This window comes from Streptomyces spinoverrucosus, assembly GCF_006539505.1.
GTDB lineage: Bacteria > Actinomycetota > Actinomycetes > Streptomycetales > Streptomycetaceae > Streptomyces > Streptomyces spinoverrucosus.
The window spans coordinates 200,516-224,559 of sequence record NZ_BJND01000016.1 but is presented as its reverse complement, the minus strand read 5'-3'; the positions used below and the strand labels follow the sequence as shown (position 1 = coordinate 224,559).

Genomic DNA, 24,044 nt, shown 5'->3' with positions numbered 1-24,044 from the left:
GTTTCTGCAAACACCGAGGAAACGGGAGGTGTGCAGGCCACAGCAAGGGCCAATGCGAAGCCGGTGGATCGTTTTCCGGCCCCGCTGTCCGTACGACGGGCTACGCGGCCCGGTCCACCAGGGCCGTCGGCGGTTCGTCGTCCATCTCGAAGGCCAGTGGGAAGGGGGCGTGTCCGGCCAGCCGGAACCAGCGCACCTTGCGGTGTTCGCGCAGCCTGCGGGCCGCCCCCACCGCGTCGTTGTGGAAGCGCCGGGCCATCGGCACCCGGCGGACCGCCTCGGTCAGTTCCCGGGCCGCCGCCTCTCCCCCGGGCGCCTCCCGGACCGCCTCGACCTGCTGCGGGTCGGCGAACACCGCGCGCAGGGCCTGGCTCAGCTCGCTCTCGGCGACCTCCCGCTGCTCCTCCTCGGCCTGCCGGGCCGCGTGCGCCGCCTCGTACAGGACGATGGAGGCCGCCGGGTCGAGCACCCCGGAGGTGGCCAGTTCCTGGGCGACGGAGGCGCGGCGCAGCAGCTGGGCGTCCAGGGCGGCACGGGTGGCGTCGATCCGGGCGTGCAGCCGGTCCAGTCGTCCCGCCGTCCAGCTCAGGTACACGCCGATGGCGATGAGGGCGACGAGGATCCAGATGAGGGTTGCGGTCACGGGCGGCAAGGCTACCGGGGTGGCACTCGGCTCGGATCAGTCAGTCGCGGGCCAGTCCGAACCGGCCCAACAGTCCGACGGAACGGTCGTCGGCGGCGACCGCCGTGGTGCCGTCCGTCACCGTCTCGTACACCGACAGGATGTCCGCGCCGACGGTCGACCAGTCGAACCGGCGGACGTGCGCGCTGCCCCGCTCGCGCAGCTCCTCGCGGCGCTTGGGGTCGCCCAGCAGCCGCAGCGCCGCCTCTGCCAGCGCGTCCGCATCCTCGTTGGCGAACAGCTCCCCCGCCGCGCCCTGGTCGAGGACCTGGGCGAAGGCGTCCAGGTCCGAGGCCAGCACGGGCGCGCCCGCCGACATCGCCTCGACCAGGATGATCCCGAAGCTCTCGCCGCCGGTGTTGGGTGCCACGTACAGGTCGACGCTGCGCAGGAAGCGGGCCTTGTCCTCGTCGCTGACCATGCCGAGGAACTCCACCCGGGAGCGCAGCTCTGCGGGCAGTGACTCCACCGCCTGCCGCTCGTCCCCGCGGCCCGCGACCAGCAGCCGTGTCTGCGGCCGCTCGGCGAGGATCCTGGGCAGCGCCCGCATCAGCACCGGCAGGCCCTTGCGGGGCTCGTCGATCCGGCCGACGAAGCCGATGGTGTCGCCCTGCCAGTCGGGGTTGGCCTCGGCCTTGGCGAAGAAGTCGACGTCGACGCCGTTGGGGATCACCACGGCGTCCCCGCCGAGGTGCTCGACCAGCGTGCGGCGGGCGTACTCACTGACCGCGATCCGGGCGCTGATCTTCTCCAGCGCCGCCTGAAGGATCGCGTACGCGGCGATCATCGCGCGCGAGCGGGGGTTGGAGGTGTGGAAGGTGGCGACGATCGGGCCCTGCGCGGCCCAGCAGGTCAGCAGGCCCAGGGACGGGGACGCCGGTTCGTGGATGTGGATCACGTCGAAGGCGCCGTCGTGCAGCCAGCGGCGGACCCGCGCCGCCGAAAGGAAGCCGAAGTTCAGCCGGGCCACCGAGCCGTTGTACGGCACGGGGACCGCGCGGCCGGCCGAGACGACGTACGACGGGAGCGGGGTGTCGTCGTCGGCGGGGGCTAGGACGGACACCTCGTGCCCGAGGCGGATGAAGTACTCGGCGAGGTCCCGGATGTGGAATTGGACGCCCCCTGGCACGTCCCAGGAGTACGGGCAGACGATGCCGATCCTCACGGAGTCCCCTTCGCGGGGTCGAGGTCCTTGAGCCACAACCGCTGCAGCATGTGCCAGTCCTCCGGATGGTCGGCGATCCCCGAGGCGAAGGCGTCTGCCAGCGCCTGCGTCATGACAGACGTCTTCTCGGCCCGGCTACCTGACTGGGGTACCCCGATCGGGGGATGCACGCGGCCTCGCATGACGGGCGATTCGTCGTACCAGAGCGTCACCGGCAGCAGCAGGGCGCCGGTCTGCTGGGCCAGCAGGGCCGGTCCGGCCGGCATCCGGGCGGTGTCGCCGAAGAACTGCACCTCGACGCCGGAGGCGGACAGGTCACGGTCGGCGACCAGGCAGACCAGGCCGCCGTCGCGCAGCCGCCGGGCCAGGGCGCCGAACGCGGAGCCGCCGTTGTGCGGCAGGACCTCCATGCCGAGGCCCGCGCGGTAGGCGACGAAACGGTCGTACAGCGTCTCCGGCTTCAGGCGCTCGGCGACCGTGGTGAAGGGAACGCCCAGCTCGGTGGTGACCCAGGCGCCGGCCAGATCCCAGTTGGCCAGGTGCGGAAGCGCCAGTATCACGCCCTTGTCGCTTGCCAGGCCGTCGGTCAGGAAGTGCACGTCCTTGGGGTCGAAGCCGCTCTTGACGCGTTCGGCGCTCCAGGCCGGGAGCCGGAAGGACTCCATCCAGTAGCGCAGGTACGAGCGCATGCCCGCGCGCGTGAGCTCGGCGAGGCGCTCCGGGGTGGCGTCGGGCACCACGCGCGCGTAGTTGCTCTCCAGCCGCCGTACGCCCTTGCCGCGCCGTTTCCAGGCCAGGTCGGCCACGGTGTTCCCGAGCCGTGTGGCCACCGGCTCGGGGAGCTTCTTCACCGTGCTCCAGCCGAGGCCGTACAGGGCGTCCGTCAGCGTGTCCCGAGCGCTCATTTCGCCGTCTCCCTCCCCTGAGAGGCATTGTCGGCGTTTTTGCGCTCCGCCGCCTCCGCCTCGGCGGACTCCCGGCGGACCGTGACGACTCGCTGGATCAGCGTGATCAGGCTGCCCACGGCGACCAGCCACAGGGCGATCGGCAGCAGCACGTCGATGCCCGGCACGCCGAACGCGTGCAGGCCCGCGAGCCCGGCCGCGACCAGGGAGATCACCAGGCGCTCGGCGCGCTCGACGAGCCCGTTCACGGCGACCGGCAGTCCGATCGACTCCCCACGCGCCTTGGTGTACGACACCACCTGGCCGCTGGCCAGGCAGAAGATCGAGACGGCGCACAGGACGAGGTCGTCGCCGCCACCGGCGTACCAGAGGGCGAAGCCGCCGAAGATGGCGCCGTCGGCGACCCGGTCCAGGGTGGAGTCCAGGAAGGCGCCCCAGCGGCTGGAGCGGCCCAGCTGGCGGGCCATGTTGCCGTCGACGAGGTCGGAGAAGACGAACAGGGTGATGACGACCGTGCCCCAGAAGAACTCGCCCCGGGGGTAGAAGCCCAGCGCGCCCGCCATCACGCCGGCGGTGCCGATCAGCGTGACCGTGTCGGGGCTAACGCCCCGCCGGATGAGAAACGCGGCGAACGGTGTGAGGACACGCGTGAAGAATGCACGCGCGTACTTGTTCAGCATGGCCTTCCCGAGGGTCGCTGGCGCCGCGCGGCCCCGCTGGCCGTCGGCTGGCCCATCGTAGCCACGCGCGCGTGCGGGTGACCGCCCGGCACCCACGGCTCCTCGGGCGGTCCGCAACCGACGCCGGTTGGCGCCTTCGCGTCCTCCGTATGGACGCACCGTGACGAGAGTGGAAAGCTCGAAGAATCGCGGGCGTCGCCGGAGCCGCCCAGCACGCGGGTCCCGCGTGTCCGCGCCCACAGTGACCTCACCGTGCACGGGAGGCAGGATCATGGGCGACAAGGCCAACGCACACCCCGGAGCCGCCGGCAGGGCAGTGGCGGCCGACCAACCCGCGTCCGTACGGAATGTGGTGCTGGTCGGCCACTCCGGAGCGGGCAAGACGACATTGGTGGAAGCCCTCGCACTGACCGCTGGGGCGGTGAACCGGGCGGGCCGCGTGGAGGACGGCGGCACCGTCTCCGACTACGACGAGATCGAGCACCGGCAGCAGCGCTCGGTGCAGCTCTCCCTGGTGCCGGTCGAGTGGAACGGCATCAAGGTCAACCTTCTCGACACCCCCGGATACGCCGACTTCGTCGGGGAACTGCGGGCCGGTCTGCGAGCGGCGGACGCGGCCCTTTTCGTCGTCTCGGCCTCGGACGGCGTGGACGGCTCGACCCGCATGGTGTGGGAGGAGTGCGCGGCCGTCGGCATGCCGCGCGCCATCGTCGTCACGCACCTGGAGGCCGCACGCGCGGACTTCGAGGAGATGACGCGGGTCTGCGCGGAGGCCTTCGGCGCCGACGACCCCGACGCCGTACTGCCGCTCTACCTGCCGCTGCACGGCCCGCAGGCGCCGGACGGGCACGCGCCCGTGACCGGACTGATCGGGCTGCTGTCGCAGAAGCTGTTCGACTACTCGACCGGCGAGCGCAAGGACTCCGAGCCGGGCGAGGACCAGCTGCCGCTGATCGAGGAGGCCCGCAACCGGCTGATCGAGGGGATCATCTCGGAGAGCGAGGACGAGACCCTCATGGACCGCTACCTCGGCGGGGAGCAGGTCGACGTCAAGACGCTCGTGGAGGACCTGGAGCGGGCCGTCGCGCGCGGGACGTTCTTCCCCGTGCTGGCCGCCGCCCCCGCCACCGACGGCGCCCGGCAGGGCCTCGGCACGGTCGAGCTGCTGGAGCTGGTCACCGGGGGGTTCCCGACCCCGCTGGAGCACGACCAGCCCCAGGTCACCACCATCGACGGCAGGCCGCGCGAGCTGAAACCCTGCGACCCCGACGGGCCGTTGGTCGCGGAGGTCGTGCGGACCTCGTCCGACCCGTACGTCGGCCGTGTCTCGCTCGTGCGCGTCTTCTCCGGGACGCTGCGCCCGGACGAGACCGTCCACGTCTCCGGGCACGGACTGGCCGACCGGGGCCATGAGGACCACGACGTCGACGAACGCATCGGCGCCCTGTCCACGCCGTTCGGCAAGCAGCAGCGCCCGGTGTCGCACTGCGTCGCCGGTGACCTCGCCTGCGTGGCGAAGCTGAACCGCGCCGAGACCGGCGACACCCTCTCCGCCAAGGACGACCCGCTCCTGATGGAGCCCTGGGACATGCCCGACCCGCTGCTGCCGCTCGCCATCCAGGCGCACAGCAAACCGGACGAGGACAAGCTCTCCCAGGGCCTGGCCCGGCTGGTCGCCGAGGACCCGACCATGCGGCTGGAACAGAACCAGGACACCCACCAGGTGGTGCTGTGGTGCCTGGGCGAGGCCCACGCGGACGTCGCCCTGGAACGGCTGCGCAGCCGCTACGGCGTCCAGGTCGATGTCGTACCGCACAAGGTCTCCCTGCGCGAGACGTTCGCGACCAAGGCCGGCGGGCGCGGCCGGCATGTGAAGCAGTCCGGCGGGCACGGGCAGTACGCCATCTGCGAGATCGAGGTGGAACCGCTGCCCGGCGGCTCGGGCATCGAGTTCGTCGACAAGGTCGTCGGCGGCGCGGTGCCACGGCAGTTCATCCCGTCGGTGGAGAAGGGCGTTCGCGCGCAGGCCGCCAAGGGGGTCGCGGCGGGCTATCCGCTGGTCGACGTCCGGGTCACACTGCTGGACGGCAAGGCGCACTCCGTGGACTCCTCGGACGCCGCGTTCCAGACGGCGGGCGCGCTCGCGCTGCGGGAGGCCGCTGCCGACGTGAAGATCCATCTGCTGGAGCCGGTGGCCGAGGTGAGCGTGCTGGTCGGCGACGACTACGTGGGCGCCGTGATGAGCGACCTGTCCGGGCGGCGCGGCCGGGTGCTGGGCACCGAGCAGACCGCCGGCGGGCGCACCCTCGTACGCGCCGAGGTGCCCGAGATCGAGATCGGGCGGTACGCCGTCGATCTGCGCTCCCTGTCGCACGGGACCGCGCGGTTCAGCCGGCGCTACGCCCGGCACGAGCCGATGCCCCCTCAAGTCGCCGAGCGGGTGCGCAAACAGGAGCAGGAGGCTTCGTAGGGGCGCGCAAGAGGCGTGCGGCGCCGCGCAGTTGCGATCGGGCGCACGCACGCGGCTTGTGCGCAGCGGATATCTCCGGGTCGGCGGGCGGCTTCGGGCGTCCGCCGACGCATGTCAGTGGCTGCCGATACGCTGATGACTTGATCAACAGGTGTGCGGAGCACAGAAGTCGGGAAGGCCGCAGGAGCGACACTGGCGGCGATCGGGGGCGGGAATGACCGTTGACAGCGGTTACGCGGACATCTTCGGGCCGCAGGTGCCGCGCACGGGCGACGAAGGACAGACGGCGACGTTCGCGCTGGCCTCGGCGGCCTATCGGGACAACGAGGTCGAGGAGATACTCAAGGCCAACAACGAGTGGCACGAGTCGAAGGTGAAGCCCGGCCAGAAGTGGGCGAAGATCTTCCGGCCCAACCTCGGTGAGGCGTTCTCCCGGGCGGTGGTCGACCGCATGCTCGGCTCCGGCCGGGCGCCGCTGATCCAGTCCTTCGGCGCGGAACCCCAGGTCGTCGTCGAGCACTGCCTCGCGGCCAACCGCATCCGCCGGGAGCGCGACAACCTGCTCACGATCGTCATGGTCCTGTGCGGTCTGCTCTTCCTGCCCGGGCTGCTGGTCTGGCTGCTGGTCTTCACCCTGCGCACCACCATCGCCCGGCGCGAGGACAAACGGGCCTCGACGCTCGCGACCACGCTGCTCGTCGCGGTCGGCGCACTGGCCGTGATCTTCCTGATCCGGATGCCGTTCACCGGCTTCTGGGCCTGGTACGCGCGCGCGGCGGTCGTCATGCCGGTGATCGGCTGGTTCTGGGCCAAGCTGATCTGCGAGCGCACCGCGAAGGACCTGCGGGAGCGCTGGGACAACCTGCTCGCGGGCAGCAGCGTCGGCGCCAAGGTGCCCGAGGCGGTGCCGAGCAGCCCCGGCGAGACCGCCGCCGAGCAGCTGCGCCAGTCCCTCGCCCGGCTCAGCGCCGAGCAGCAGTCCAACTCCGTCTTCTACGCCGGCCCCAAGGGCATACTCGGCATGGGCACCCGCTGGGGCAGCTGGCAGCTCGCGGAGGACCTCGCCCCGGCCGACCCCGACCGGGAGATCCACCCGTTCCGCAGCTGGGACGTCATACGGTCCATCCACGACCAGCTGCGCATGCTGGAACGCGGCCCGCTGAACACAGGCGGCTTCACCAAGCCGTCGATACGGCACTGGATCGTGACGCCCATCGGCGAGAACGCGAAGGAGGTGTCCCGGCCGTCAGGCACGGACGTCGAGGCCTACCAGGTCAAGTCGCACGCCATACAGGACATCTGCAACAAGCAGCAGTTCGGCAGCGGCGACCGGCACTACCTGGGCGTGCAGTGGACGCTCTGGGACGGGCAGCTCGTGATCACCATGCTGATCACCGTGACCGTGCTCTACGAGACGCTGCGCATCGAGGTCACCGGCCACGCCCTGGGACCGGTGCACCCGCTCTTCACCACCAAGCCGGCGGCGAAGGAGAAGTCGGTGCAGAAGTCCCTGAAGCGCTGGGAGACGCGGACGGTGAAGCTGCCCCTGGTCGACACCGACGAGGTGGTACGACTGGCCGCCCGGGCCCCGCTGACCTGGTACCCGCCGCTGCTGAACTGGCTCGGCGGCTCACTGACCCTGCCCGAGCCGTTCGGCCTGCGGCACGCCTGGGCCGCCAAGCCGTGGCGGCACCGGTTCATGGCCGACGACGCCCTGCGCGCCGCCACCCCGGTGCTCCGGGTCGTCCACTCGGCGGCGATCCGGGTGCTTCAGGAGAACGGCGTGGACACCGAAAAGTTCGGCAATCGCTCGGCGTTCCTCAGCACGGCGGTGCAGGACCCCACGCCGCGCAAGGCGGACCTGTACGACGCGTAGGCCGACGGCGGCGAGGCGGAGGCGGCCGGAACGCCGCACCGTCACGCCGTCGGCCAGGCCTCCGCCAGCATCTTCCGTGTGTCGGCCAGCAGCTGCGGCAGCACGCGCGTGTGCCCCACGACCGGCATGAAGTTCGTGTCACCGCCCCAGCGCGGGACGATGTGCTGGTGCAGATGCGCGGCGATGCCCGCCCCTGCGACCGAGCCCTGATTCATGCCGATGTTGAACCCCTGGGCCCCCGACGCGGTGCGCAGGGCCGTCATCGCCTGCTTGGTCAGCGCGGCCAGCTCCGCGGTCTCGGGCTCGGTGAGGTCGGTGTAGTCGGCGACATGGCGGTAGGGCACGACCATGAGGTGGCCGCCGTTGTACGGGTACAGGTTCAGCACCGCGTACACCTGCGCACCGCGCTGGACGATCAGTCCGTCCTCGTCGGACTTCGCCGGGATCGAGCAGAAGGGGCAGCCGTCGTCGGCCCCAGGACCGGTCGGCTTGTTCTCGCCCTGGATGTACGCCATCCGGTGGGGGGTCCACAGGCGCTGGAACGCGTCCTGCGTCCCCACTCCGATCTGCTGCTCCGGCTCACTCGTCATGCTAGGCAGCATATGGCTTCGCCCGTTCGCGGCGTGTCGCCGGGGCTCGTCGAAAACCGCCCGGGGCCAAGCTGGCCCGATGGACGACGACAGCCTCCAGGCCCGCTGGGAGCGCCGCACCGAGGTCCCCCTCGCCCTCGCGTCACTGCTCTACCTCGCCGCCTACGGAATCCTCGTCCTCGCCCGCACGCTCCCCGCCTTCTGGCGCGACCTCAGCCTCGTCGTACTGCTCGCCGCCTGGGCACTCTTCGCCGTCGACTACGCGGTGCGCTGGCGGCTCAGCGGGCGGGGCCTGAGCTTCGTAGCGACGCACTGGCTGGACACGCTGGTGGTCGTGTTGCCGCTGATGCGGCCGGTGCGGGTCGTCAAGCTGTACGAGGCCGTACGGCGGCGGCGCGGCGAGGGACGGCTCACGCTGTACACGCGTGTGATCGCCTATGCGGGGCTGAGCGTCGGTCTGCTGGGCTTCACCGGTGCCCTCTCCGTCTATCACTTCGAACGCGGGGCGCCCGGCGCGACCATGCGGACCTTCGGGGACGCCGTGTGGTGGACGTGCTCGACCCTCGCGACCGTCGGCTACGGCGACATCGCCCCGGTGACGCCGATGGGCCGCCTCATCGCCGTCGGGATCATGGCGTGCGGGCTGGCACTGCTGGGCACGGTCACCGGGTCGTTCTCGTCGTGGCTGATCCAGGTGTTCGCCCGGGAGGACGAGGAAAGGCCCCCGGGAGGCTGAATGGAACCTCCCGGGGGCCTTTCACTCACACGTCAGACCTGCACCCGCTCCTCGACGACCTTCGCGATCTTGGCGATGGCCTCGTCGAACGGAATGCCGTTCTCCTGCGAGCCGTCCCGGTAGCGGAAGGACACCGAGCCGTTGGACATGTCCTCGTCGCCCGCGATGACCATGAAGGGGACCTTCTGCTTCTGGGCGTTGCGGATCTTCTTCTGCATCCGGTCGGACGACGAGTCCACCTCGACCCGCAGGCCCTTCTTCCTCGCCGCCGCGGCGAACTTCTCCAGGTACTCGACGTGCGCGTCCCCGATCGGGATGCCGATCGCCTGGACGGGCGCGAGCCACGCCGGGAAGGCGCCCGCGTAGTGCTCCAGGAGCACCGCGAAGAACCGCTCGATGGAGCCGAACAGCGCGCGGTGGATCATGACCGGCCGCTGCTTGGAGCCGTCGGCGGCGGTGTACTCCAGGTCGAACCGCTCCGGCAGGTTGAAGTCGAGCTGGATGGTCGACATCTGCCAGGTGCGGCCGATGGCGTCCTTGGTCTGGACGGAGATCTTCGGGCCGTAGAAGGCGGCGCCGCCCGGGTCCGGGACCAGCGGCAGGCCCTGCTTCTCGGCGACCTGGCGCAGCGTCTCGGTGGCCTCCTCCCAGGCCTCGTCCGAGCCGACGAACTTCTCCGGGTCCTTGGTGGACAGCTCCAGGTAGAAGTCGGTCAGACCGTAGTCGCGCAGCAGACCGAGGACGAAGGTGAGCGTCTTGTCCAGTTCCTCGGACATCTGCTCACGCGTGCAGTAGATGTGCGCGTCGTCCTGCGTGAAGCCCCGCGCGCGGGTCAGGCCGTGCACGACGCCCGACTTCTCGTACCGGTACACGGTGCCGAACTCGAACAGCCGCAGCGGCAGTTCACGGTAGGACCGGCCGCGCGCGTCGAAGATCAGGTTGTGCATCGGGCAGTTCATGGGCTTGAGGTAGTAGTCCACGCCCTCGTCGAGCTGCATGGGCGGGTACATGCCCTCGGCGTACCAGTCCAGGTGGCCCGACGTCTCGAAGAGCTTTCCCTTCGTCGCGTGCGGGGTGTAGACGAACTCGTAGCCCTCCTCCTCGTGGCGGCGCCGCGAGTAGTCCTCCATCACCCGGCGGATGATGCCGCCCTTGGGGTGGAAGACGGCGAGGCCGGAGCCGATCTGCTCCGGGATGGAGAACAGGTCCAGCTCGGAGCCGAGCTTGCGGTGGTCGCGCTTCTCGGCCTCGGCGAGGAAGTCCAGGTACGCCTTCAGCTCGTCCTTGGACGGCCAGGCGGTGCCGTAGATGCGCTGGAGCATCGGGTTCTTCTCGCTGCCGCGCCAGTAGGCAGCCGCGTTGCGCATCAGCTTGAACGCCGGGATGAGGCGGGTGGACGGCAGGTGCGGACCCCGGCAGAGGTCCTTCCAGCACAGCTCGCCGGTCTTGGCGTCCAGGTTGTCGTAGATCGTCAGCTCACCGGCGCCGACCTCGACGTCCGCGCCGTCCTCGGAGGACGCGGAGCCCTTGAGGCCGATCAGCTCCAGCTTGTACGGCTCGTTCGCCAGCTCCTCGCGGGCCGCCTCGTCGGTGACCACGCGGCGCGAGAAGCGCTGGCCGCGCTTCTGGATCTCCTGCATCTTCTTCTCGATGGCCTTGAGATCCTCGGGCGTGAACGGCTTCTCGACGTCGAAGTCGTAGTAGAAGCCGTCCTTGACCGGCGGGCCGATGCCCAGCTTGGCCTCGGGGAACAGCTCCTGCACGGCCTGCGCCATGACGTGCGCGGTGGAGTGGCGCAGGATGTTCAGGCCGTCCTCGGAGGTGATCTCGACCGGCTCGACCTCATCGCCGTCGGCCACCGAGTACGCGAGGTCCTTCAGCTCACCAGCCACGCGTGCGGCGATGATCGAGCGCTCGCCGGCGAAGAGGTCGGCGGCCGTAGTGCCCGTCGTCACCGTGCGCTCTTCCCGCTCGGAATCGCGTTGGATGATCACACGGACGTCTGACACCGGTCTCTCCTGACTGAAGGTGGATGCGGCGCCATACCGAGAGCGCGCGCAATAAGGGATCGTACCGACCCCGCCCCACCCCAGGCGAAATCGGACCCCTCAGTCCTCCCCGCTGCACGCCTCCTCGAAGAAGTCGAGGTTTTCCTGCAACGACTTCAACAGCTGATCCCGCTCCGCCTCGTCCACCTGCACCGGTACGACCCCGGAGGCGCCCGTCAGCCGCCGGAAGCCGCCCCGGCTCTCCAGCCGCCCGTGCACCCGCACCGGCAGCCCGACGAGGTGGGCCTGCCCGGCGATCCGGTAGTCCTCCTCGTCCAGGGTGAGCCGCACGTGCGGGATCTCGGCGCCGGCCAGCACCCGCAGCCGTACGGTCCCCTCGCCGCGCCGCTCCGACCTGCGCATCCGGACCACCTCGCCGGTGATCCGCACCGGCACGGACGGCTCCTCGCGCAGATAGCGGGCCCCGGCCTCGCGCAGCACGGGCAGATCACCCGGCGAGAACTCGACCGCCTCGTCCGGGGCGGCGCCGCCCTCGGGCGGACCGGCGCCGGGTGCCCACTCGACGGCGATGCGCGCCCCCTCCGTACCCCGCACCAGGACGATGAGGGCCTCGGTCAGCTCGCGGCTCACGCCCGCTTCCACGGCTCCGTCGAAGGCGTCCATGCCGCCGGTGGCGCGCTGGTAGTCGATGGCCTCGCGGACGGCGTACAGCGCCTGGTGGAGGCGGACGGCGAGGGGGCGGGCCGGGTCGACGGGCACGAAGGCGGTCAGGCCGCGGCCGCCGGTCGCGGCACCGACCAGGACGCTCTGCAGCATCACGGCGGCGGCGCGCTTGTGCCGGGCGCCGTAGTAGCCCGCACGCGCGCGTGTGGCGAGCGCCCCGGCGAGCAGCATCTGCCGGGCGGCGGCGCGCAGCTGTTCCTCGACGGTCCAGGACGCCACCCCGGCCGGTCCGCTCGGCACATCCCGCCACCAGCGGATCTCGTCGCTGGGCACGCTCAGCCCGACCAGCACCTCGCGCGCGGACGGCGTGGCGCTGCGGGAGAGGGCGACGAGCGCCTCGCCGAGCAGGTCGTCACTGTCGGGGAAGGCCCGGCTCTCCGGCACGAGCAGGCTGGTGCCGTTCGCCCCCGGCCCGGGCGGGGTCCAGCGGCCGTACCGCCCGGCGGCGCCGCCGCGCCGCTGCCAGCCGTGCCGGTGCAGCAGCGCGCCGAGCACGGCCGGGTCGACCTGTCCGGGCTCGGGCGGCTGGTTCCAGGGGACCTCCGGATGCGGCCGCACGGGCCTCAGGGGCTCGTCGAGCGGGCGGTGCGTCATGGTCTGCCTCCCGTCCCGACCCGCGTCATGATCTCGCACAGCGCCCGGTCGTCGAAGATGCGTGAGGTCGGTATGCGGACGTTGGTCCGGTGCCGCCCGCTGATGGGGTGACCGGCGAGGTTGACCCAGTAGCAGCAGTGCCTGAGGTCGAGCCGGTCGTGGCTGGCGCGCAGCCAATCGTCCTGCGAGCGCGGGACGAGCATCACGACGAGGATCTTGTGCACCGAGACCGGGGTGCGGGCGAGTTTCGCCAGGTGGTCGTTGTCGAGCGTGAAGGAGAAGAAGCGCCCGGGTGGTTTGGGCGCTATCTGGTACGTCGCCTTGAGCTGCACCTTGATGGTGACCTCGTCGTCGACCGTGTGCCCGGGCGCGCTGTGGCTGACGTGCCAGTCGATGCCGTTGTCCGGAAAGGGCTGGGAGAGCGAGCAGCCGGCGGCCGCCGCTACGGCGTGCAGATATCCCACCTGCAGTGTCTCCATGCAGGCGGTGGTGGCGAGTGAACCGCGATGGGGGCCCGTGCGTTCGGGCAGCAGCCCGCCCCGCTCGGGCTGCGCTATCGCCATGACCAACAGCCTTCCAAGCAAAGTGATTGTCCCCGCGCCGGGCACGCGCACGCCGAACATGCCGCTGAACTGCGCGGACCCGTACTTCTGTTGTCTCCCCCCGGCGTACGGCGCAAACGGCCCGGGTATCACCAAACGGGCAGAAGACGGTGCGTCAGCTGCCGTGGGTGAACGAGGAGTTGTGTACGTATGACGTGCTGGTACGAGGGCCCTCTGGCGGCATTCGACACGGAGACAACGGGCGTGGACGTCGAGACCGACCGGATCGTGTCGGCCGCCCTCGTCGTCCAGGACGCCCCTGGCACGCGCACCCGGGTGCACCACTGGCTGGTGAACCCGGGCGTGCCCGTGCCCGCCGAGGCGACGGCGGTGCACGGGCTGACGGAGGATCACCTGGCGCTCAACGGCCGCTGGCCTGCGCCGGTGATGCACGAGATAGCCACCGAGCTGGCCGAACAGGCGGCGGCCGGGCGTCCGTTGGTGGTGATGAACGCGCCGTTCGACCTGACCCTGCTGGACCGCGAGCTGCGCCGGCATCGCGCCTCGTCGCTGGGTCACTGGTTCGAGTCGGTGCCGCTGCTTGTCCTGGACCCGCGGGTCCTGGACAAGCACCTGGACCGCTACCGCAAGGGCCGCCGTACGCTCACCGACCTGTGCGCGCACTACGGCGTCCCGCTCGACGGCGCGCATGACGCGGCCGCGGACGCGATGGCCTCCCTGGAGGTCGTACGGGCCATAGGGCGTCGTTTCGCGTCCCGGCTGGAGCGCCTCTCCCCCGCCGAGCTGCACACGTTGCAGGCGGTGTGGCACGCGGCACAGGCGCGCGGCCTGCAGGCGTGGTTCGCGCGCAGCGGCAGCGAGGAGGCGGTGGACCCGGCGTGGCCCCTGCGTCCGGGGCTGTCGGCGGCGGCGTGAACATGCAAAGAGCCGGTCCGCTGCGGCGGACCGGCTCTTCCCGGTGGGCGATACTGGGTTCGAACCAGTGACCTCTTCGGTGTGAACGAAGCGCTCTCCCACTGAGCTAATCGCCCGGGAACGCACTGAACAATACAGGTGCCCCGGCGTTTCCTTCAAACCGCTTGAGGACGGCCGTCCAGGTACGCGAGCAGGCCACGCCGTCCGGCTCGCATCATCAACCAGTGGTTGGCCCGGAAGACGGGCCGTCCCGGCACGGCGAACCGCCGCAGCAGCGGCTTGTTCACGTCGACCACCTGGTCGTAGCGGGCCAGGCACCCGGCCCCGACCGGCGCGACCGTCCAGCGCGCCCAGCCCTCGATGTCCCCGGACATCGCGATCTCCAGCACCCCGGCCCCTGGATCCCGGCGCACCTCGCGCGCGGTGAAGGTCATGTCGTACGGCAGGAGCGACCGGATCCGGATCAGACCCGTGCCGTCGCCCCTGCGCTCGACCTCGCGCACCTGCCGCCACCAGCGCGGATACTCCTCGGGCCGCTCCAGCACGCCGTACACGGTGGCGGGCGGGGCGGGCAGGGGCCACAAGCTGCGGAAGCGGTAGTGGGTCCAGTCCATGGGCGGAGTCTGCCCGTACGGGGACCTTCCCGTATGCCGTGTCTGAGTACGTTCTGAGTACGCGTACTCATGGCGTACGACGTGACCTGGACCACACTCCTGAACGAGCGCCGCCGCCCGTGCGGCGGCGCTCTTCCCGCACTTGCCTATGAGGGCATCCTGTCGCCCACCAGTGCCAGGTTCTGGATCGCCGCCAGCCCGTACAGCGCTGTGGCGTTGGTGGAAACCCAGGCCGCCTCGCTGCCCGGGACCAGGGCTGTCGGGCCCTCGATCTTCTTCGTGGACCAGTCCGTGGACTCCTTGTAGTCCCAGGCGTCCCGGCTGCTGTAGAACTGCTGCCACGCGCGGGCCGCCAGCGTGTCGTCGCCGGTCTGTACGGCGGCGTAGGCGTCCTGGCGTGAGTGGCCCTGGAAGAGGAGCAGGGTGCCGAAGTGGGTGCCGTAGCGGGCGGACTGTTCGGCCCGGCTGGCGTTGTAGTAGCGGCAGTAGTCGAGCCACGCCTCCTTGAACTTCGGCATGTCCACCTGGTCGATCAGCTCGGCGCACAGCTCGACCAGGCCGAACATCGCCGACAGGTGCGACACCCCGACCTTGGGCTCCGCCGCGATGGCGAACTTGCCGGTATCCAGGTCGTACAGCGCGTTGCCCTGGACGAAGCCGTTGGGCTGGGCGGCGATGGTCTCCATGGTGGACAACACCCGCGCCTTGGCCTTCTCCCACTTGGGTCCGCGCCGCTCCCACTCGGTGAGCCAGGCGGAGACCAGGCCGCTCCAGTCGGTGCCGAAGCCGATGGACAGGGCGTTGCGGTCGGGGGTGTAGGGCTCGGTGCGGATCTTGCGGATCGGGTCGAGGACGAGGAAGGTCTCGTCGGAGTCGACGTTGGCGTGCATCAGGTCGCCGACGCGTTCGTCGGCGGTGAGGAAGTAGTAGTAGCGCCGGTAGGTGGTGTTGGCGATGCGCTGCTGCTTGGCGCTGTCGGCGTAGTGCTGGACGCCGTGGCGGGTACCGAGCCCGGCCCACTCGCCGATGTGGTAGACGTCGACCTCGCCGGTGTGCCGGGTCATGGCCTCGGCGAAGCGGAAGATGTCGGCGCGGCCCGAGCGCATGTACGCGAACCACAGCCACAGGTCGGGCGAAAGCTCGGAATTGTCCCAGGCGTAGCCGCCGACGTCGTAGCACCACTGGTGGCGGGCCGGGTCGTACGAATGCATGATGTCGCCGTAGTCCCAGAAGCCGTACCAACGGCGCATCTCCACCTGGTCCTTGTAGTAGGTGAAGAGGAAGTCGAGGTGGTCCTCGATCTTCGCCTTGGCGGGCGTGGAGCGGTCGGGCTCGGAGAACAGCTTGCCGAAGACGCCCGCCTTGATGAGCTGCCGGGGCGGGGCGGCGAGCTGCGGCGGGGTGCGGACGGCCTCGACCTGCCGGGCCATGTCCTCGGCCCCGGGCGTGGACTCGTGGGCCCAGAAGAGGAGTTCGCTGGTGCGGGCGATGCCGTAGGGGGTGCCGAAGCCCGGTTCGTAGTCCTCGTAGGTGATGTTGAGGCCTTCGAGCTGCTCGGGGTACGTGTCCTGGCCCATGCCGTCGTGGTAGAAGCGCAGGTCCATGGGCTGCGCCTCGGGCGACCAGAGCCAGAGGGTGACCTCGGCCTCGTCGGTGTGGGCGTCGCGGATGTCGAGCTGGGCGGGGAACTTCTCCCAGAAGTCCCGCAGGCCGAAGGCGAATCCGCCGCTCGCGCCGCCGACGTATCCGAAGCCGCTGGCCCGCCGGCCGCCGCCCGCTCCGATCCAGCCGTGGCCCTTCTTGGTGCGCTTGCGCACGGTGAAGCCGTCGGCCGAGAGCTGCGAGAGGGTGTAGTCGCCCCACTCGGGGATGTACTGCAGGCGGGTGGTGACCCGCTGGTCCCAGGTCGACGGGTCCGGCAGCTTCTTGCCCTCGAACTGGGCCGTCCGCACCGCCGCCCCCGGGTCGCGGCGCAGCCCGGTGATGCCCTTGACCGCCTCACGCAGCAGGCCGGTGCCCTCGCCGCCGATGCGGATGTGGCGGTCGTAGGCGGCGTCCCGCATCGGCACGGAGAAGCGGACGCCGATGCCGCGGATGAAGTCGCCGCTGGCCTTGCCGGGCTCCTGCCGACCGTCGTACGTGATGGTGTGCACCATGCGGAAGGATTCGGCACCGGCGTAGAAGTAGAGCCGGATGGAGAACGGCAGCCAACTGCGGTTTCCCTTGCGGTGCCTGCCGTCGATGCGGACGACCGCGCGGACGGGCCCGTCCTGTTCGACGGCGACCTCGGAGATGGCGCTCTCGAAGCGCTCGTACTTCACGGTGCCCTGGTCGTCGTCCTCGACCTCGGGCTGGCGGAGCAGGACGAGCCGGCCGTTCTTGGCGATCTCCGTGGCGCCGCGGGTGACCGACTTGACGAGGGTGGAGCCCGACTTGCCGATCTTCGCGGTGATGACGCCGGTCGATATGTCGATAGTGCCGCCTCTTCTGTCGACGGTGACCTTGTGGGCGGGCGCGGCGGGATCCGCGCCGGGGGTGAGGGTGAGCTTGCCGGAGCCGCCGGAACTCACGGCGTGTGCGGTCCACTTGAGGGAGCCGTCCGGCCAGTAGGCGAGCGTCCAGGACTGCATGGGCACGGCCGTGCCGCTCGCGTCCGTGAGCGCGAAGGTCTGGTCCTCGTGGTGGACGCCCTTGGGCCAGGGGACACCGACGGTGGAGCCGGGCGCGGCGCCGAGGCCGCCGTTCTCCAGCCAGTCCAGGGTCACGGGGTCGTCGGCTCTCGGCGCGGCCGGTGCGGCCTGGGCGGTCGATCCGAGCGCCCAGCTGAACTGCGCGGCGGCTCCGGCGACGGCGGCCGCCTTGAGGACGGACCTGCGGGGGATGGGGGACATGGCCTTTCCTTTCCGTGCGGGAAGCATTTCGGATGGTCAGGGGCATGACAGGGATGGCCGCGGCGCCGAGGGCGCCGGACCTGGTGCACCGCCGGTCAGCGATGCCGGTACCGCTCCTCCACGGCGACGGCGGCCGCCGCGACGGCCCCGAGGACGGGAACCGCCAGCGGCGGAATGAACCAGCCGGAGCAGGCGACGACCACCAGTCCACCGACGAGCAGGAAGGACCCGGCGGGGTCGCGGACGGTCCGCCGCCCGGCATCGGCGAGCAGCGCACGCCAGGAAGCCCCCGGCGTCCAGGTCGCCGCCGCACGCAACCCGGCGACGACGACCCCGAACAGCGCGCACAGCCCGACGGCTCCGACGAGCGGCCCGCCGGGAATCCCGGCCCGCGCGGCCTGTACGTCGACCCAGACCGCGACCGCCGCAGCCCACCCGGCGACCCCCACGAGCCAGCCGCGCCGCACGGCCGCCCGGAAGTCGGCGAGGAACTCCCGCCAGCCGCCGCCCTCGTGGGCCGTACGTCGGCGCAGATGCCGGGCACCCGCGGCGAACGCGGCGGGGTAGGTGACCACGCCCAGCGAGGCGACCGCGATCCACACCCCGGTCAGCAGACACTCGGCGAAGACGGCGAACCGCTCGGCGAACACGGACTCCCGACGGGCCTTCACACGCGCTTCGGCCATGGCCGCATCAACCCTTCAGACCCGACGTCGCCATGCCGTCGATCAGATAGCGCTGGAAGGCGAGGAAGAAGAGCAGGACGGGGAGCAGGGCGACCAGCGACATGGCGATCATGCCGCCGTAGTTGGCGACGCCTTCCTGGTCGCGGAACATCATCATGCCGAGGGAGACGGTGTACTTGCCGGGCTCGTTGAGGTAGATCAGCGGGCCCATGAAGTCGTTCCAGGCGTTGATGAAGGTGAAGATGGCGCTGGTGATGAGTGCGGGCCGGCACAGCGGCAGCACGATCGACCAGTAGATCCGCAGGTGCCCGCACCCGTCGATCCGGGCGGCCTCGTCCAGCTCCTTCGGCAGGTTCCGCATGAACTGCACCATGAGGAAGACGAAGAACGCCTCGGTGGCGAGGAACTTGCCGATCAGCAGCGGCACATAGGTGTTGATCAGCTCCATCTTCTGGAACATCACGTACTGCGGGATCAGCAGCACGTGATACGGCAGCAGCAGGGTGCCGATCATGAGGGAGAACATCAGGTTCCGCCCGGCGAACCTGATCCGGGCGAAGGCGTACGCGGTCAGCGAGCAGGAGATCAGGATGCCCGCGACCGACCCGAGGGCGTAGAAGAGGGAGTTCTGGAAGAAGGTCGCGATGGAGATGTCGGCGATGCCGTCGGCGAGACCCTTGAAGTTGTCGAGGATGGGACTCGTCGGAAACAGATCCAGGCTGGCGATGATCTCCCGGCTGGGCTTGAACGAGGCGCCGATGACCCAGACGACCGGATAGAGCACGACCGCGAGGACGAGCAGGGCGCTGAGGTGCCAGACGAGGGAGCCGGTGCGCTTGCGGCCCAGGGAGAAGGATCGGGTCGTGGGCGTGGTCGTGCTCATCGGGCGGCCTCCTCGTAGTGCACCCACCGCTTCTGGGACCAGAAGAGGACCGCCGTCACCAGGGCCACGGCGAGCAGCAGCATCCAGGCCATCGCGGAGGCGAAGCCCATCTGGGCCTCCTTGAAGCCCTTCTGGTACAGGTAACAGGTGTAGACGAGCGTGGCGTCCGCCGGACCGCAGCTGGTGTTGGAGACGACGTACGCCGAGCCGAATATCTGGAAGGAGTGGATGGTCTCCAGCAGCACGTTGAAGAACAGCACCGGGGAAATCATCGGCAGCGTGATGCTCCAGAACCGCCTGAGCGGTCCGGCCCCGTCCACCTCGGCGGCCTCGTAGAGCTCGCGCGGCACCTGCTTGAGTCCGGCGAGGAAGATGACCATGGGCGCGCCGAACTGCCAGACGGTGAGCGCGACCAGGCAGTAGAGGATCCAGTCCGCGTTGCCGACCCAGCCGCCCACGTCCATGCCGAACAGCGACTGCGTACGGTCCACGATGGCGTCGTCGGAGAACAGCGCGCGCCACACGAAGCCGACCGAGACACTCGCGCCGATCAGCGAGGGGGCGTAGAACGCGGCCCGGTAGAAGCCCTGCCCGCGCCGGCTCTGCGCGAGCAGCAGGGCGACCCCCAGCGCCAGCAGCAGTTTCAGCGGCGTGCCGATGACGACGTACTTGGCCGTCACCTCCACCGATTTCTGCCAGCGTGGGTCCTCGAACATCTTGGTGAAGTTGTCGAAGCCGATCCACTTCGGCGCGGTGAAGAGGTTGTAGTCCGTGAACGCGAAATACAGCGAGGCCACCATCGGCCCCGCGGTCAGCAGCAGAAATCCAGCGATCCACGGGGACATGAAGAGGTAGCCGGCGAGATTCTCCCGGCGGCCCCGCCGCTTGGCGTCGCCAGGAGCGGCGGGGCGCTTCTGCGGTGCCTGCGGCGGGGAGTCCTTGACGAGCGTCGTCACTGCGGTTCCCATCAGGCGGCGAGGGCGGTCTCGGCCTCGGAGAAGAACTGCTTCACCGCGTCGGAGACCTTGGACTTGCCCAGACCCACATCACCCGCGATGCGCAGGAAGGCGGCCTCGACGGTGTCGGCGCCGGACGGGTGCGGGGTGATGGGCCCGAGTACACCCGCCTCGGCGACGTCCTTCTCGTACTGGGCGATGGCCTTCTGCGGGGCGTCGGTCGGCTGGTAGGCCTCGAACTGCTCGGTGGTGGCCAGGATGCCGCGGTCGTAGCCCATGATCTTGCCGACCTCGGGGTCGTGCACCATGAAGTCGATGAACTGCGCGACCTCCTTGGGGTGCTTGGTCCGCGAGGAGGCGCTCAGCATCAGCGAGGAGAGGTACTGGCCGGTCTGCTTGCCGTCGGTGGTCGGTATCGGCGCGAGCCCGTAGGTGCTGTCGCCCTCGGTGGTGTAGCGCACGGTGAAGTTGTCCCAGGTGAACTCGGACGCCCCTTCACCGGCGGCCAGCGACGACTTGGGCTTGAGCTGCTCGACCTTCTTCGGGTCGGTGATGATCCCGGCCTTGACGCGGTTGTACCCGTCCGTCCACCACTCCGTCAGATCGGCCTCGGTGAAACCGAGTCCGTCCTCGGTGAAGAACGCCTTGCCGTTCTGCCGCAGGTAGAGGTCGTAGAGGTACATGATCCCGAAGTAGCCGGTGTCGCCCGCGACCTTCTGGGTGTTGCGGATCTTCTCCAAGGCGGCGAAGTACTCGTCCCAGGTCCAGCCCTGCTCGGCCTTGATGCCGGCCTTTTCAAAGACCTTCTCGTCAATGACAAGTGACATCGTGTTGGATCCGACCGGAACACCGAGCAGCTTTCCGTCCACCTCGCCGACCTTCTCGACACCGGCCCGGAAGTTGTCCATGCTCAGATTTCCGGCGTCCACCTGTGACTTGAGGTCGAGGAGCACGCCCCTCTTGTCGTACTTCCGAAGAAACGCGACGGAGTTCTGGAAAACGTCGGGCGGATTTCCACCGGCTGCCTGGGTCTGGAACTTCTCCCAAAAGGCGACGTAATCCTGAAAGTCCGTCTCCACCTTGATCTTCGGGTACTTCTTCTCGAAGAGCGCGATGGTCTGGTTGATTCTCTTGGTCCGCTCCTCCGCACCCCACCACGCGTAACGGATCGTCACCGTTCCGTCCCCGGCGCCGCTGTTACCACCGCATCCGGTCGTGGCCGCCAGGCCCACCGTGGCCAGGGAGGCCCCGGCCGCCTTCAGGATCGTTCGCCTCTCAAGATTCCCGTTGGTTCCCACAGCCGGACCCCTCCCCGCAGCGTCGTCGCCGCTTCGTGAATCGTTTCAAGTAAGCGCTTGCTGGCACAAGGTACGAAGGGGTTGAGGGTGCGTCAATGATTCGGACAGGAATTTCTTGCGGGCCGGGCCGGCGATGCGGGCGGCCCCGGCGACGGGAGGTCGGGGCAGGCGCGGCGACGCCGCAGGTGGGAGGGGCGTGGTCGGTGGGCCGGACGTGGGGCGGAGGGGCGGACGGGGGTGGTGTCCGGCTGAAAATCGTCGGGGCGGGGGCCGGTTGTGGCGGGGGCGGAACCGGGGCCCACTGGGCCCCGGGGGCCGGGATTCGCCGGGGCGGGGTCGGCCGACGCGATGGTGACCGTCCGAGCCGTACGACGCGGAGACCACCGAGGGGTGCCCCGGGTACGACGTGGCACCACCGACGGTGACACCTCGACCCGGCACGACGCGAGACCACGGACGGTGACAACCGCCCCGTATGACGCGCAGCGCCCCACCATCACGACGCGCTCGTCGGCAGCGGACACGACAACGGCCCACCTGCTGTCTCGCAGGTGGGCCGCGTCTCCGGGTGGGCGATACTGGGTTCGAACCAGTGACCTCTTCGGTGTGAACGAAGCGCTCTCCCACTGAGCTAATCGCCCGGGCGCAGGAAGAAGATTACCCCAAGTCAGGGGGTGCGGGTGACCACAGTGGGCCGCCCCCGCACCCCGCCGCGGATCACTGGTCCTCGATCTTCCAAGGCATCGCGAAGCCGAATTTCCAGACGTAGAAGGCGCCGATCGCGGCCACGATCACGCAGCCGACCGTCGTCAGGATGATGTTGCGCCGGCGCACCTTGGGGTCGAGGGCACGCTGCGCCGCCTCGGTGACCTTGCGCTTGGTCCAGCGCAGCACCAGCTGGGCCCAGACGAACTCGGTCGCCCAGATCGCCATGCCGCCGAAGATGATCACCCAGCCGGGGCCCGGCAACGGCAGCAGGATGATGCCGGTGATCACCACCCCGAGCCCGACGAGAAAGACCCCCACCTGCCAGCTGACGTGGAGCAGGCGCCGCGCCTTGATGAATTCCGGCGCTCTCGAACCGAGCTCCCGCTCGCTCTGCACCCCGTCCGTCCCCGTCTCGTCGGCAGCCATGGCGACCTCGCCAGGCTTGCTACTCCCCGTATTCATACGGCCAAACCCTACCTGAACGATTCCAGTCACCGGAATGGGCGCACCCGGCGAACAGGTTCTCGGCCGGAAGAGTTACGTAAACACACGCAAAACCCTCAGAGGGGTTTACAACGGCACCGTAGGTGGCATGTCGATTTCGCCGACGTGCGAATCCCCGAGCGCACACTGAGCGAAAGGCCCTGGCGCTTATGAACACCACGGTCAGCTGCGAGCTGCACCTGCGCCTCGTTGTGTCGAGCGAGTCCTCCCTGCCTGTCCCCGCAGGCCTGCGGTACGACACGGCCGACCCCTACGCCGTGCACGCCACCTTCCACACCGGAGCCGAGGAGACCGTCGAGTGGGTGTTCGCCCGCGACCTTCTCGCCGAGGGGCTTCACCGGCCCACAGGAACCGGCGACGTCCGCGTCTGGCCGTCGCGCAGCCATGGTCAGGGCGTCGTCTGCATCGCCCTGAGCTCCCCCGAGGGGGAGGCGCTGCTGGAGGCCCCGGCGCGGGCCTTGGAATCGTTCCTGAAGCGAACCGACGCCGCCGTGCCGCCGGGCACGGAGCACCGGCATTTCGACCTTGACCAGGAGCTCTCGCACATCCTGGCGGAAAGCTAGGGCGAGACCCACACCAAGCTGCCCGGCCGTCCACTCGGGGAGACGGCTCGGGCCTGTCCGGCGGATCAGGTCGGAGCAGGGCGACGGCACTGATCGGCCCATGTGAACGTGCCAGGGCCCGTCTCCGGCAGGATCCTCCGGACAGGCCCCAAGGCGCCCAGGACAACCGCATACGGCACACACCGGCGCCGCCACCGCGCATCCATGCGGGGGCGGCGCCGGTATGCGTGTGATCGCCGACTCACGGGCTGCGACCGCCGGGAACCGCAGCACCCCCGCGCCGCGTTCTACGGGCAAGCGGGGGCCGGGTGCGGCCGCAGCCGATGGGACGGCGGCGGGAGCCACTACCATCGGCCAGCATCGGCGGGCGCCCGCCCGACCCCCCAGGCCAGGGAGCGAAACGTGCTGATCACCCACGACACCCGGTGCGCGCTCGAAGCCGTGGTCGATCTGGTGAATACCGCACCGGAGGACGAGACGACGCCGGACGGGCTGCCGGACGTCGCGGCTCTCGCGGATTTCGTACGAAGGCACGAGATCAGCGATGTCGGGGTGCTCTCGGAGTTCGATCTCTCGGCGGTGCGCAAGATCCGCGGCCGGTTCGCGGGGATCTTCGCGGCTCCGGACGTCCGCACAGCGGCCGGGATGATCAACGAGCTGGTAGCCGCCGCCGGCACCACGCCCCGCCTCACGGACCACGACGGCTACGACTGGCATGTGCACTACTTCGCACCCGGCGCCTCCATCGCCGACCACCTGGCCGCCGACTGCGGGATGGCGCTGGCCTTCTTCGTGGTCGGCGGCGAGCGTGAACGGCTGCGGCGCTGCGAGGCCCCCGACTGCCGACGCGCCTTCGTCGACCTCTCCCGCAACCGCTCTCGGCGCTACTGCGACAGCCGCACCTGCGGAAACCGGCTGCACGTGGCGGCCTACCGGGCGCGCCGCAAGGAGGCGACGGGCTGACGCCCGACTCCACGGCACGTGAGCTGATCAGGGGGACGTCGATGCCGACGCGGTTCCCGGCGGGTGGCGC

General features: G+C 70.0%; 21 protein-coding genes and 2 tRNA genes. 6 read left to right on the top strand and 17 right to left on the bottom strand.

What is annotated here, in order from left to right; translation table 11 throughout:
- Window positions 1-100: 100 nt before the first annotated feature.
- The 4 genes from SSP24_RS11250 to pgsA are packed head-to-tail and all read right to left on the bottom strand — an operon-like array spanning window position 101 to window position 3,432.
- The gene (locus SSP24_RS11250; RefSeq protein ID WP_141309361.1) at window positions 101-643 is read right to left on the bottom strand and encodes a LemA family protein; all 543 of its coding nucleotides are present in this window, start codon (window positions 641-643) and stop codon (window positions 101-103) included.
- A gap of 40 nt (window positions 644-683) precedes the next feature.
- Entirely contained in the window at window positions 684-1,847 is a 1,164-nt protein-coding gene (locus tag SSP24_RS11245; RefSeq protein WP_141309360.1) for a glycosyltransferase family 4 protein, read from the bottom strand.
- Window positions 1,844-2,752 (bottom strand): phosphatidylinositol mannoside acyltransferase, encoded by a 909-nt coding sequence (locus tag SSP24_RS11240; RefSeq protein ID WP_141309359.1) that lies wholly within the window; start codon window positions 2,750-2,752, stop codon window positions 1,844-1,846. The genes SSP24_RS11245 and SSP24_RS11240 overlap by 4 nt, the downstream gene beginning before the upstream one ends.
- Entirely contained in the window at window positions 2,749-3,432 is a 684-nt protein-coding gene (gene pgsA / locus SSP24_RS11235) for a phosphatidylinositol phosphate synthase (RefSeq protein WP_141309358.1), read from the bottom strand. The genes SSP24_RS11240 and pgsA overlap by 4 nt, the downstream gene beginning before the upstream one ends.
- Before the next feature lie 271 nt (window positions 3,433-3,703).
- Here pgsA and SSP24_RS11230 point away from each other — a divergent pair, with 271 nt between their 5' ends.
- Together SSP24_RS11230 and SSP24_RS11225 are read left to right on the top strand one after the other, a co-directional pair.
- A complete protein-coding gene (locus tag SSP24_RS11230) occupies window positions 3,704-5,902 on the top strand; it encodes an elongation factor G-like protein EF-G2 (RefSeq protein WP_141309357.1) in 2,199 nt (732 codons plus the stop codon).
- Between the two features lie 214 nt (window positions 5,903-6,116).
- A complete protein-coding gene (locus SSP24_RS11225; protein WP_141309356.1) occupies window positions 6,117-7,778 on the top strand; it encodes an AbeC-like domain-containing protein in 1,662 nt (553 codons plus the stop codon).
- A gap of 41 nt (window positions 7,779-7,819) precedes the next feature.
- Here SSP24_RS11225 and SSP24_RS11220 read toward each other — a convergent pair whose 3' ends face one another.
- Window positions 7,820-8,368 (bottom strand): HIT family protein, encoded by a 549-nt coding sequence (locus tag SSP24_RS11220; RefSeq protein ID WP_174864639.1) that lies wholly within the window; start codon window positions 8,366-8,368, stop codon window positions 7,820-7,822.
- A 79-nt stretch (window positions 8,369-8,447) separates the two neighbouring features.
- Here SSP24_RS11220 and SSP24_RS11215 point away from each other — a divergent pair, with 79 nt between their 5' ends.
- Window positions 8,448-9,104, top strand: a complete 657-nt coding sequence (locus tag SSP24_RS11215) for a potassium channel family protein (RefSeq protein WP_141309354.1) — start codon at window positions 8,448-8,450, stop codon at window positions 9,102-9,104.
- A gap of 32 nt (window positions 9,105-9,136) precedes the next feature.
- Here the strand turns inward: SSP24_RS11215 and thrS are convergent, their stop codons facing one another.
- The 3 genes from thrS to SSP24_RS11200 form a co-directional block, all read right to left on the bottom strand.
- Window positions 9,137-11,113 carry a threonine--tRNA ligase gene (gene thrS, locus SSP24_RS11210; protein WP_141309353.1) on the bottom strand — a complete coding sequence of 659 codons (1,977 nt, stop codon included), beginning with the start codon at window positions 11,111-11,113 and terminating at the stop codon, window positions 9,137-9,139.
- 99 nt (window positions 11,114-11,212) lie between these two features.
- Window positions 11,213-12,430, bottom strand: coding sequence for a hypothetical protein (locus SSP24_RS11205; RefSeq protein ID WP_141309352.1), 1,218 nt, complete (start codon window positions 12,428-12,430; stop codon window positions 11,213-11,215).
- Complete coding sequence (locus SSP24_RS11200) at window positions 12,427-12,993, bottom strand: DUF4365 domain-containing protein (RefSeq protein WP_167529563.1); 567 nt, start codon at window positions 12,991-12,993, stop codon at window positions 12,427-12,429. The genes SSP24_RS11205 and SSP24_RS11200 overlap by 4 nt, the downstream gene beginning before the upstream one ends.
- A gap of 189 nt (window positions 12,994-13,182) precedes the next feature.
- Between SSP24_RS11200 and SSP24_RS11195 the strand changes: the two genes are divergently transcribed.
- Window positions 13,183-13,908 (top strand): 3'-5' exonuclease, encoded by a 726-nt coding sequence (locus tag SSP24_RS11195; protein ID WP_141309350.1) that lies wholly within the window; start codon window positions 13,183-13,185, stop codon window positions 13,906-13,908.
- A 44-nt stretch (window positions 13,909-13,952) separates the two neighbouring features.
- On the opposite strand, the gene SSP24_RS11190 is transcribed toward SSP24_RS11195, so the two are convergent.
- From SSP24_RS11190 to SSP24_RS11150, 9 genes are all read right to left on the bottom strand, one after another.
- Window positions 13,953-14,024 (bottom strand) — tRNA-Val (locus tag SSP24_RS11190).
- 39 nt (window positions 14,025-14,063) lie between these two features.
- On the bottom strand, window positions 14,064-14,522 hold the full coding sequence (locus tag SSP24_RS11185) for an SRPBCC family protein (RefSeq protein WP_141309349.1): 459 nt from the start codon (window positions 14,520-14,522) through the stop codon (window positions 14,064-14,066).
- A gap of 146 nt (window positions 14,523-14,668) precedes the next feature.
- Window positions 14,669-17,413 (bottom strand): exo-rhamnogalacturonan lyase family protein, encoded by a 2,745-nt coding sequence (locus SSP24_RS11180; RefSeq protein WP_141309348.1) that lies wholly within the window; start codon window positions 17,411-17,413, stop codon window positions 14,669-14,671.
- A gap of 95 nt (window positions 17,414-17,508) precedes the next feature.
- Window positions 17,509-18,099, bottom strand: coding sequence for a hypothetical protein (locus SSP24_RS11175; RefSeq protein WP_141309347.1), 591 nt, complete (start codon window positions 18,097-18,099; stop codon window positions 17,509-17,511).
- A gap of 7 nt (window positions 18,100-18,106) precedes the next feature.
- Window positions 18,107-18,982, bottom strand: a complete 876-nt coding sequence (locus SSP24_RS11170; protein ID WP_141309346.1) for a carbohydrate ABC transporter permease — start codon at window positions 18,980-18,982, stop codon at window positions 18,107-18,109.
- Window positions 18,979-19,950, bottom strand: coding sequence for a carbohydrate ABC transporter permease (locus tag SSP24_RS11165; protein WP_141309345.1), 972 nt, complete (start codon window positions 19,948-19,950; stop codon window positions 18,979-18,981). Before SSP24_RS11165 ends, SSP24_RS11170 begins: the two co-directional genes overlap by 4 nt.
- A complete protein-coding gene (locus SSP24_RS11160) occupies window positions 19,950-21,236 on the bottom strand; it encodes an ABC transporter substrate-binding protein (RefSeq protein WP_141309344.1) in 1,287 nt (428 codons plus the stop codon). The genes SSP24_RS11165 and SSP24_RS11160 overlap by 1 nt, the downstream gene beginning before the upstream one ends.
- Before the next feature lie 569 nt (window positions 21,237-21,805).
- A tRNA-Val gene (locus tag SSP24_RS11155) sits at window positions 21,806-21,877 on the bottom strand.
- Between the two features lie 76 nt (window positions 21,878-21,953).
- A complete protein-coding gene (locus SSP24_RS11150; protein WP_141309343.1) occupies window positions 21,954-22,406 on the bottom strand; it encodes a TIGR02611 family protein in 453 nt (150 codons plus the stop codon).
- 191 nt (window positions 22,407-22,597) lie between these two features.
- On the opposite strand from SSP24_RS11150, the gene SSP24_RS11145 reads away from it, so the two are divergent.
- Window positions 22,598-23,011: an SsgA family sporulation/cell division regulator gene (locus tag SSP24_RS11145; RefSeq protein WP_004002642.1), complete on the top strand. Its 414-nt coding sequence runs from the start codon at window positions 22,598-22,600 to the stop codon at window positions 23,009-23,011.
- 402 nt (window positions 23,012-23,413) lie between these two features.
- Window positions 23,414-23,974: a CGNR zinc finger domain-containing protein gene (locus SSP24_RS11140; protein ID WP_141309342.1), complete on the top strand. Its 561-nt coding sequence runs from the start codon at window positions 23,414-23,416 to the stop codon at window positions 23,972-23,974.
- The last annotated feature ends 70 nt before the right edge of the window (window positions 23,975-24,044 follow it).

Excerpts from the sequence above, each read along its gene's own strand:
- pgsA (WP_141309358.1), bottom strand. The coding sequence starts at position 3,432 with ATGCTGAACAAGTACGCGCGTGCATTCTTCACGCGTGTCCTCACACCG.
- SSP24_RS11200 (WP_167529563.1), bottom strand. The coding sequence starts at position 12,993 with ATGGCGATAGCGCAGCCCGAGCGGGGCGGGCTGCTGCCCGAACGCACG.
- SSP24_RS11220 (WP_174864639.1), bottom strand. The coding sequence starts at position 8,368 with ATGACGAGTGAGCCGGAGCAGCAGATCGGAGTGGGGACGCAGGACGCG.
- SSP24_RS11185 (WP_141309349.1), bottom strand. The coding sequence starts at position 14,522 with ATGGACTGGACCCACTACCGCTTCCGCAGCTTGTGGCCCCTGCCCGCC.
- SSP24_RS11230 (WP_141309357.1), top strand. The coding sequence starts at position 3,704 with ATGGGCGACAAGGCCAACGCACACCCCGGAGCCGCCGGCAGGGCAGTG.
- SSP24_RS11205 (WP_141309352.1), bottom strand. The coding sequence starts at position 12,430 with ATGACGCACCGCCCGCTCGACGAGCCCCTGAGGCCCGTGCGGCCGCAT.
- SSP24_RS11170 (WP_141309346.1), bottom strand. The coding sequence starts at position 18,982 with ATGAGCACGACCACGCCCACGACCCGATCCTTCTCCCTGGGCCGCAAG.
- SSP24_RS11195 (WP_141309350.1), top strand. The coding sequence starts at position 13,183 with ATGACGTGCTGGTACGAGGGCCCTCTGGCGGCATTCGACACGGAGACA.
- SSP24_RS11225 (WP_141309356.1), top strand. The coding sequence starts at position 6,117 with ATGACCGTTGACAGCGGTTACGCGGACATCTTCGGGCCGCAGGTGCCG.
- SSP24_RS11175 (WP_141309347.1), bottom strand. The coding sequence starts at position 18,099 with ATGGCCGAAGCGCGTGTGAAGGCCCGTCGGGAGTCCGTGTTCGCCGAG.
- SSP24_RS11150 (WP_141309343.1), bottom strand. The coding sequence starts at position 22,406 with ATGAATACGGGGAGTAGCAAGCCTGGCGAGGTCGCCATGGCTGCCGAC.
- SSP24_RS11165 (WP_141309345.1), bottom strand. The coding sequence starts at position 19,950 with ATGGGAACCGCAGTGACGACGCTCGTCAAGGACTCCCCGCCGCAGGCA.
- SSP24_RS11215 (WP_141309354.1), top strand. The coding sequence starts at position 8,448 with ATGGACGACGACAGCCTCCAGGCCCGCTGGGAGCGCCGCACCGAGGTC.
- SSP24_RS11240 (WP_141309359.1), bottom strand. The coding sequence starts at position 2,752 with ATGAGCGCTCGGGACACGCTGACGGACGCCCTGTACGGCCTCGGCTGG.
- SSP24_RS11145 (WP_004002642.1), top strand. The coding sequence starts at position 22,598 with ATGAACACCACGGTCAGCTGCGAGCTGCACCTGCGCCTCGTTGTGTCG.
- SSP24_RS11180 (WP_141309348.1), bottom strand. The coding sequence starts at position 17,413 with ATGTCCCCCATCCCCCGCAGGTCCGTCCTCAAGGCGGCCGCCGTCGCC.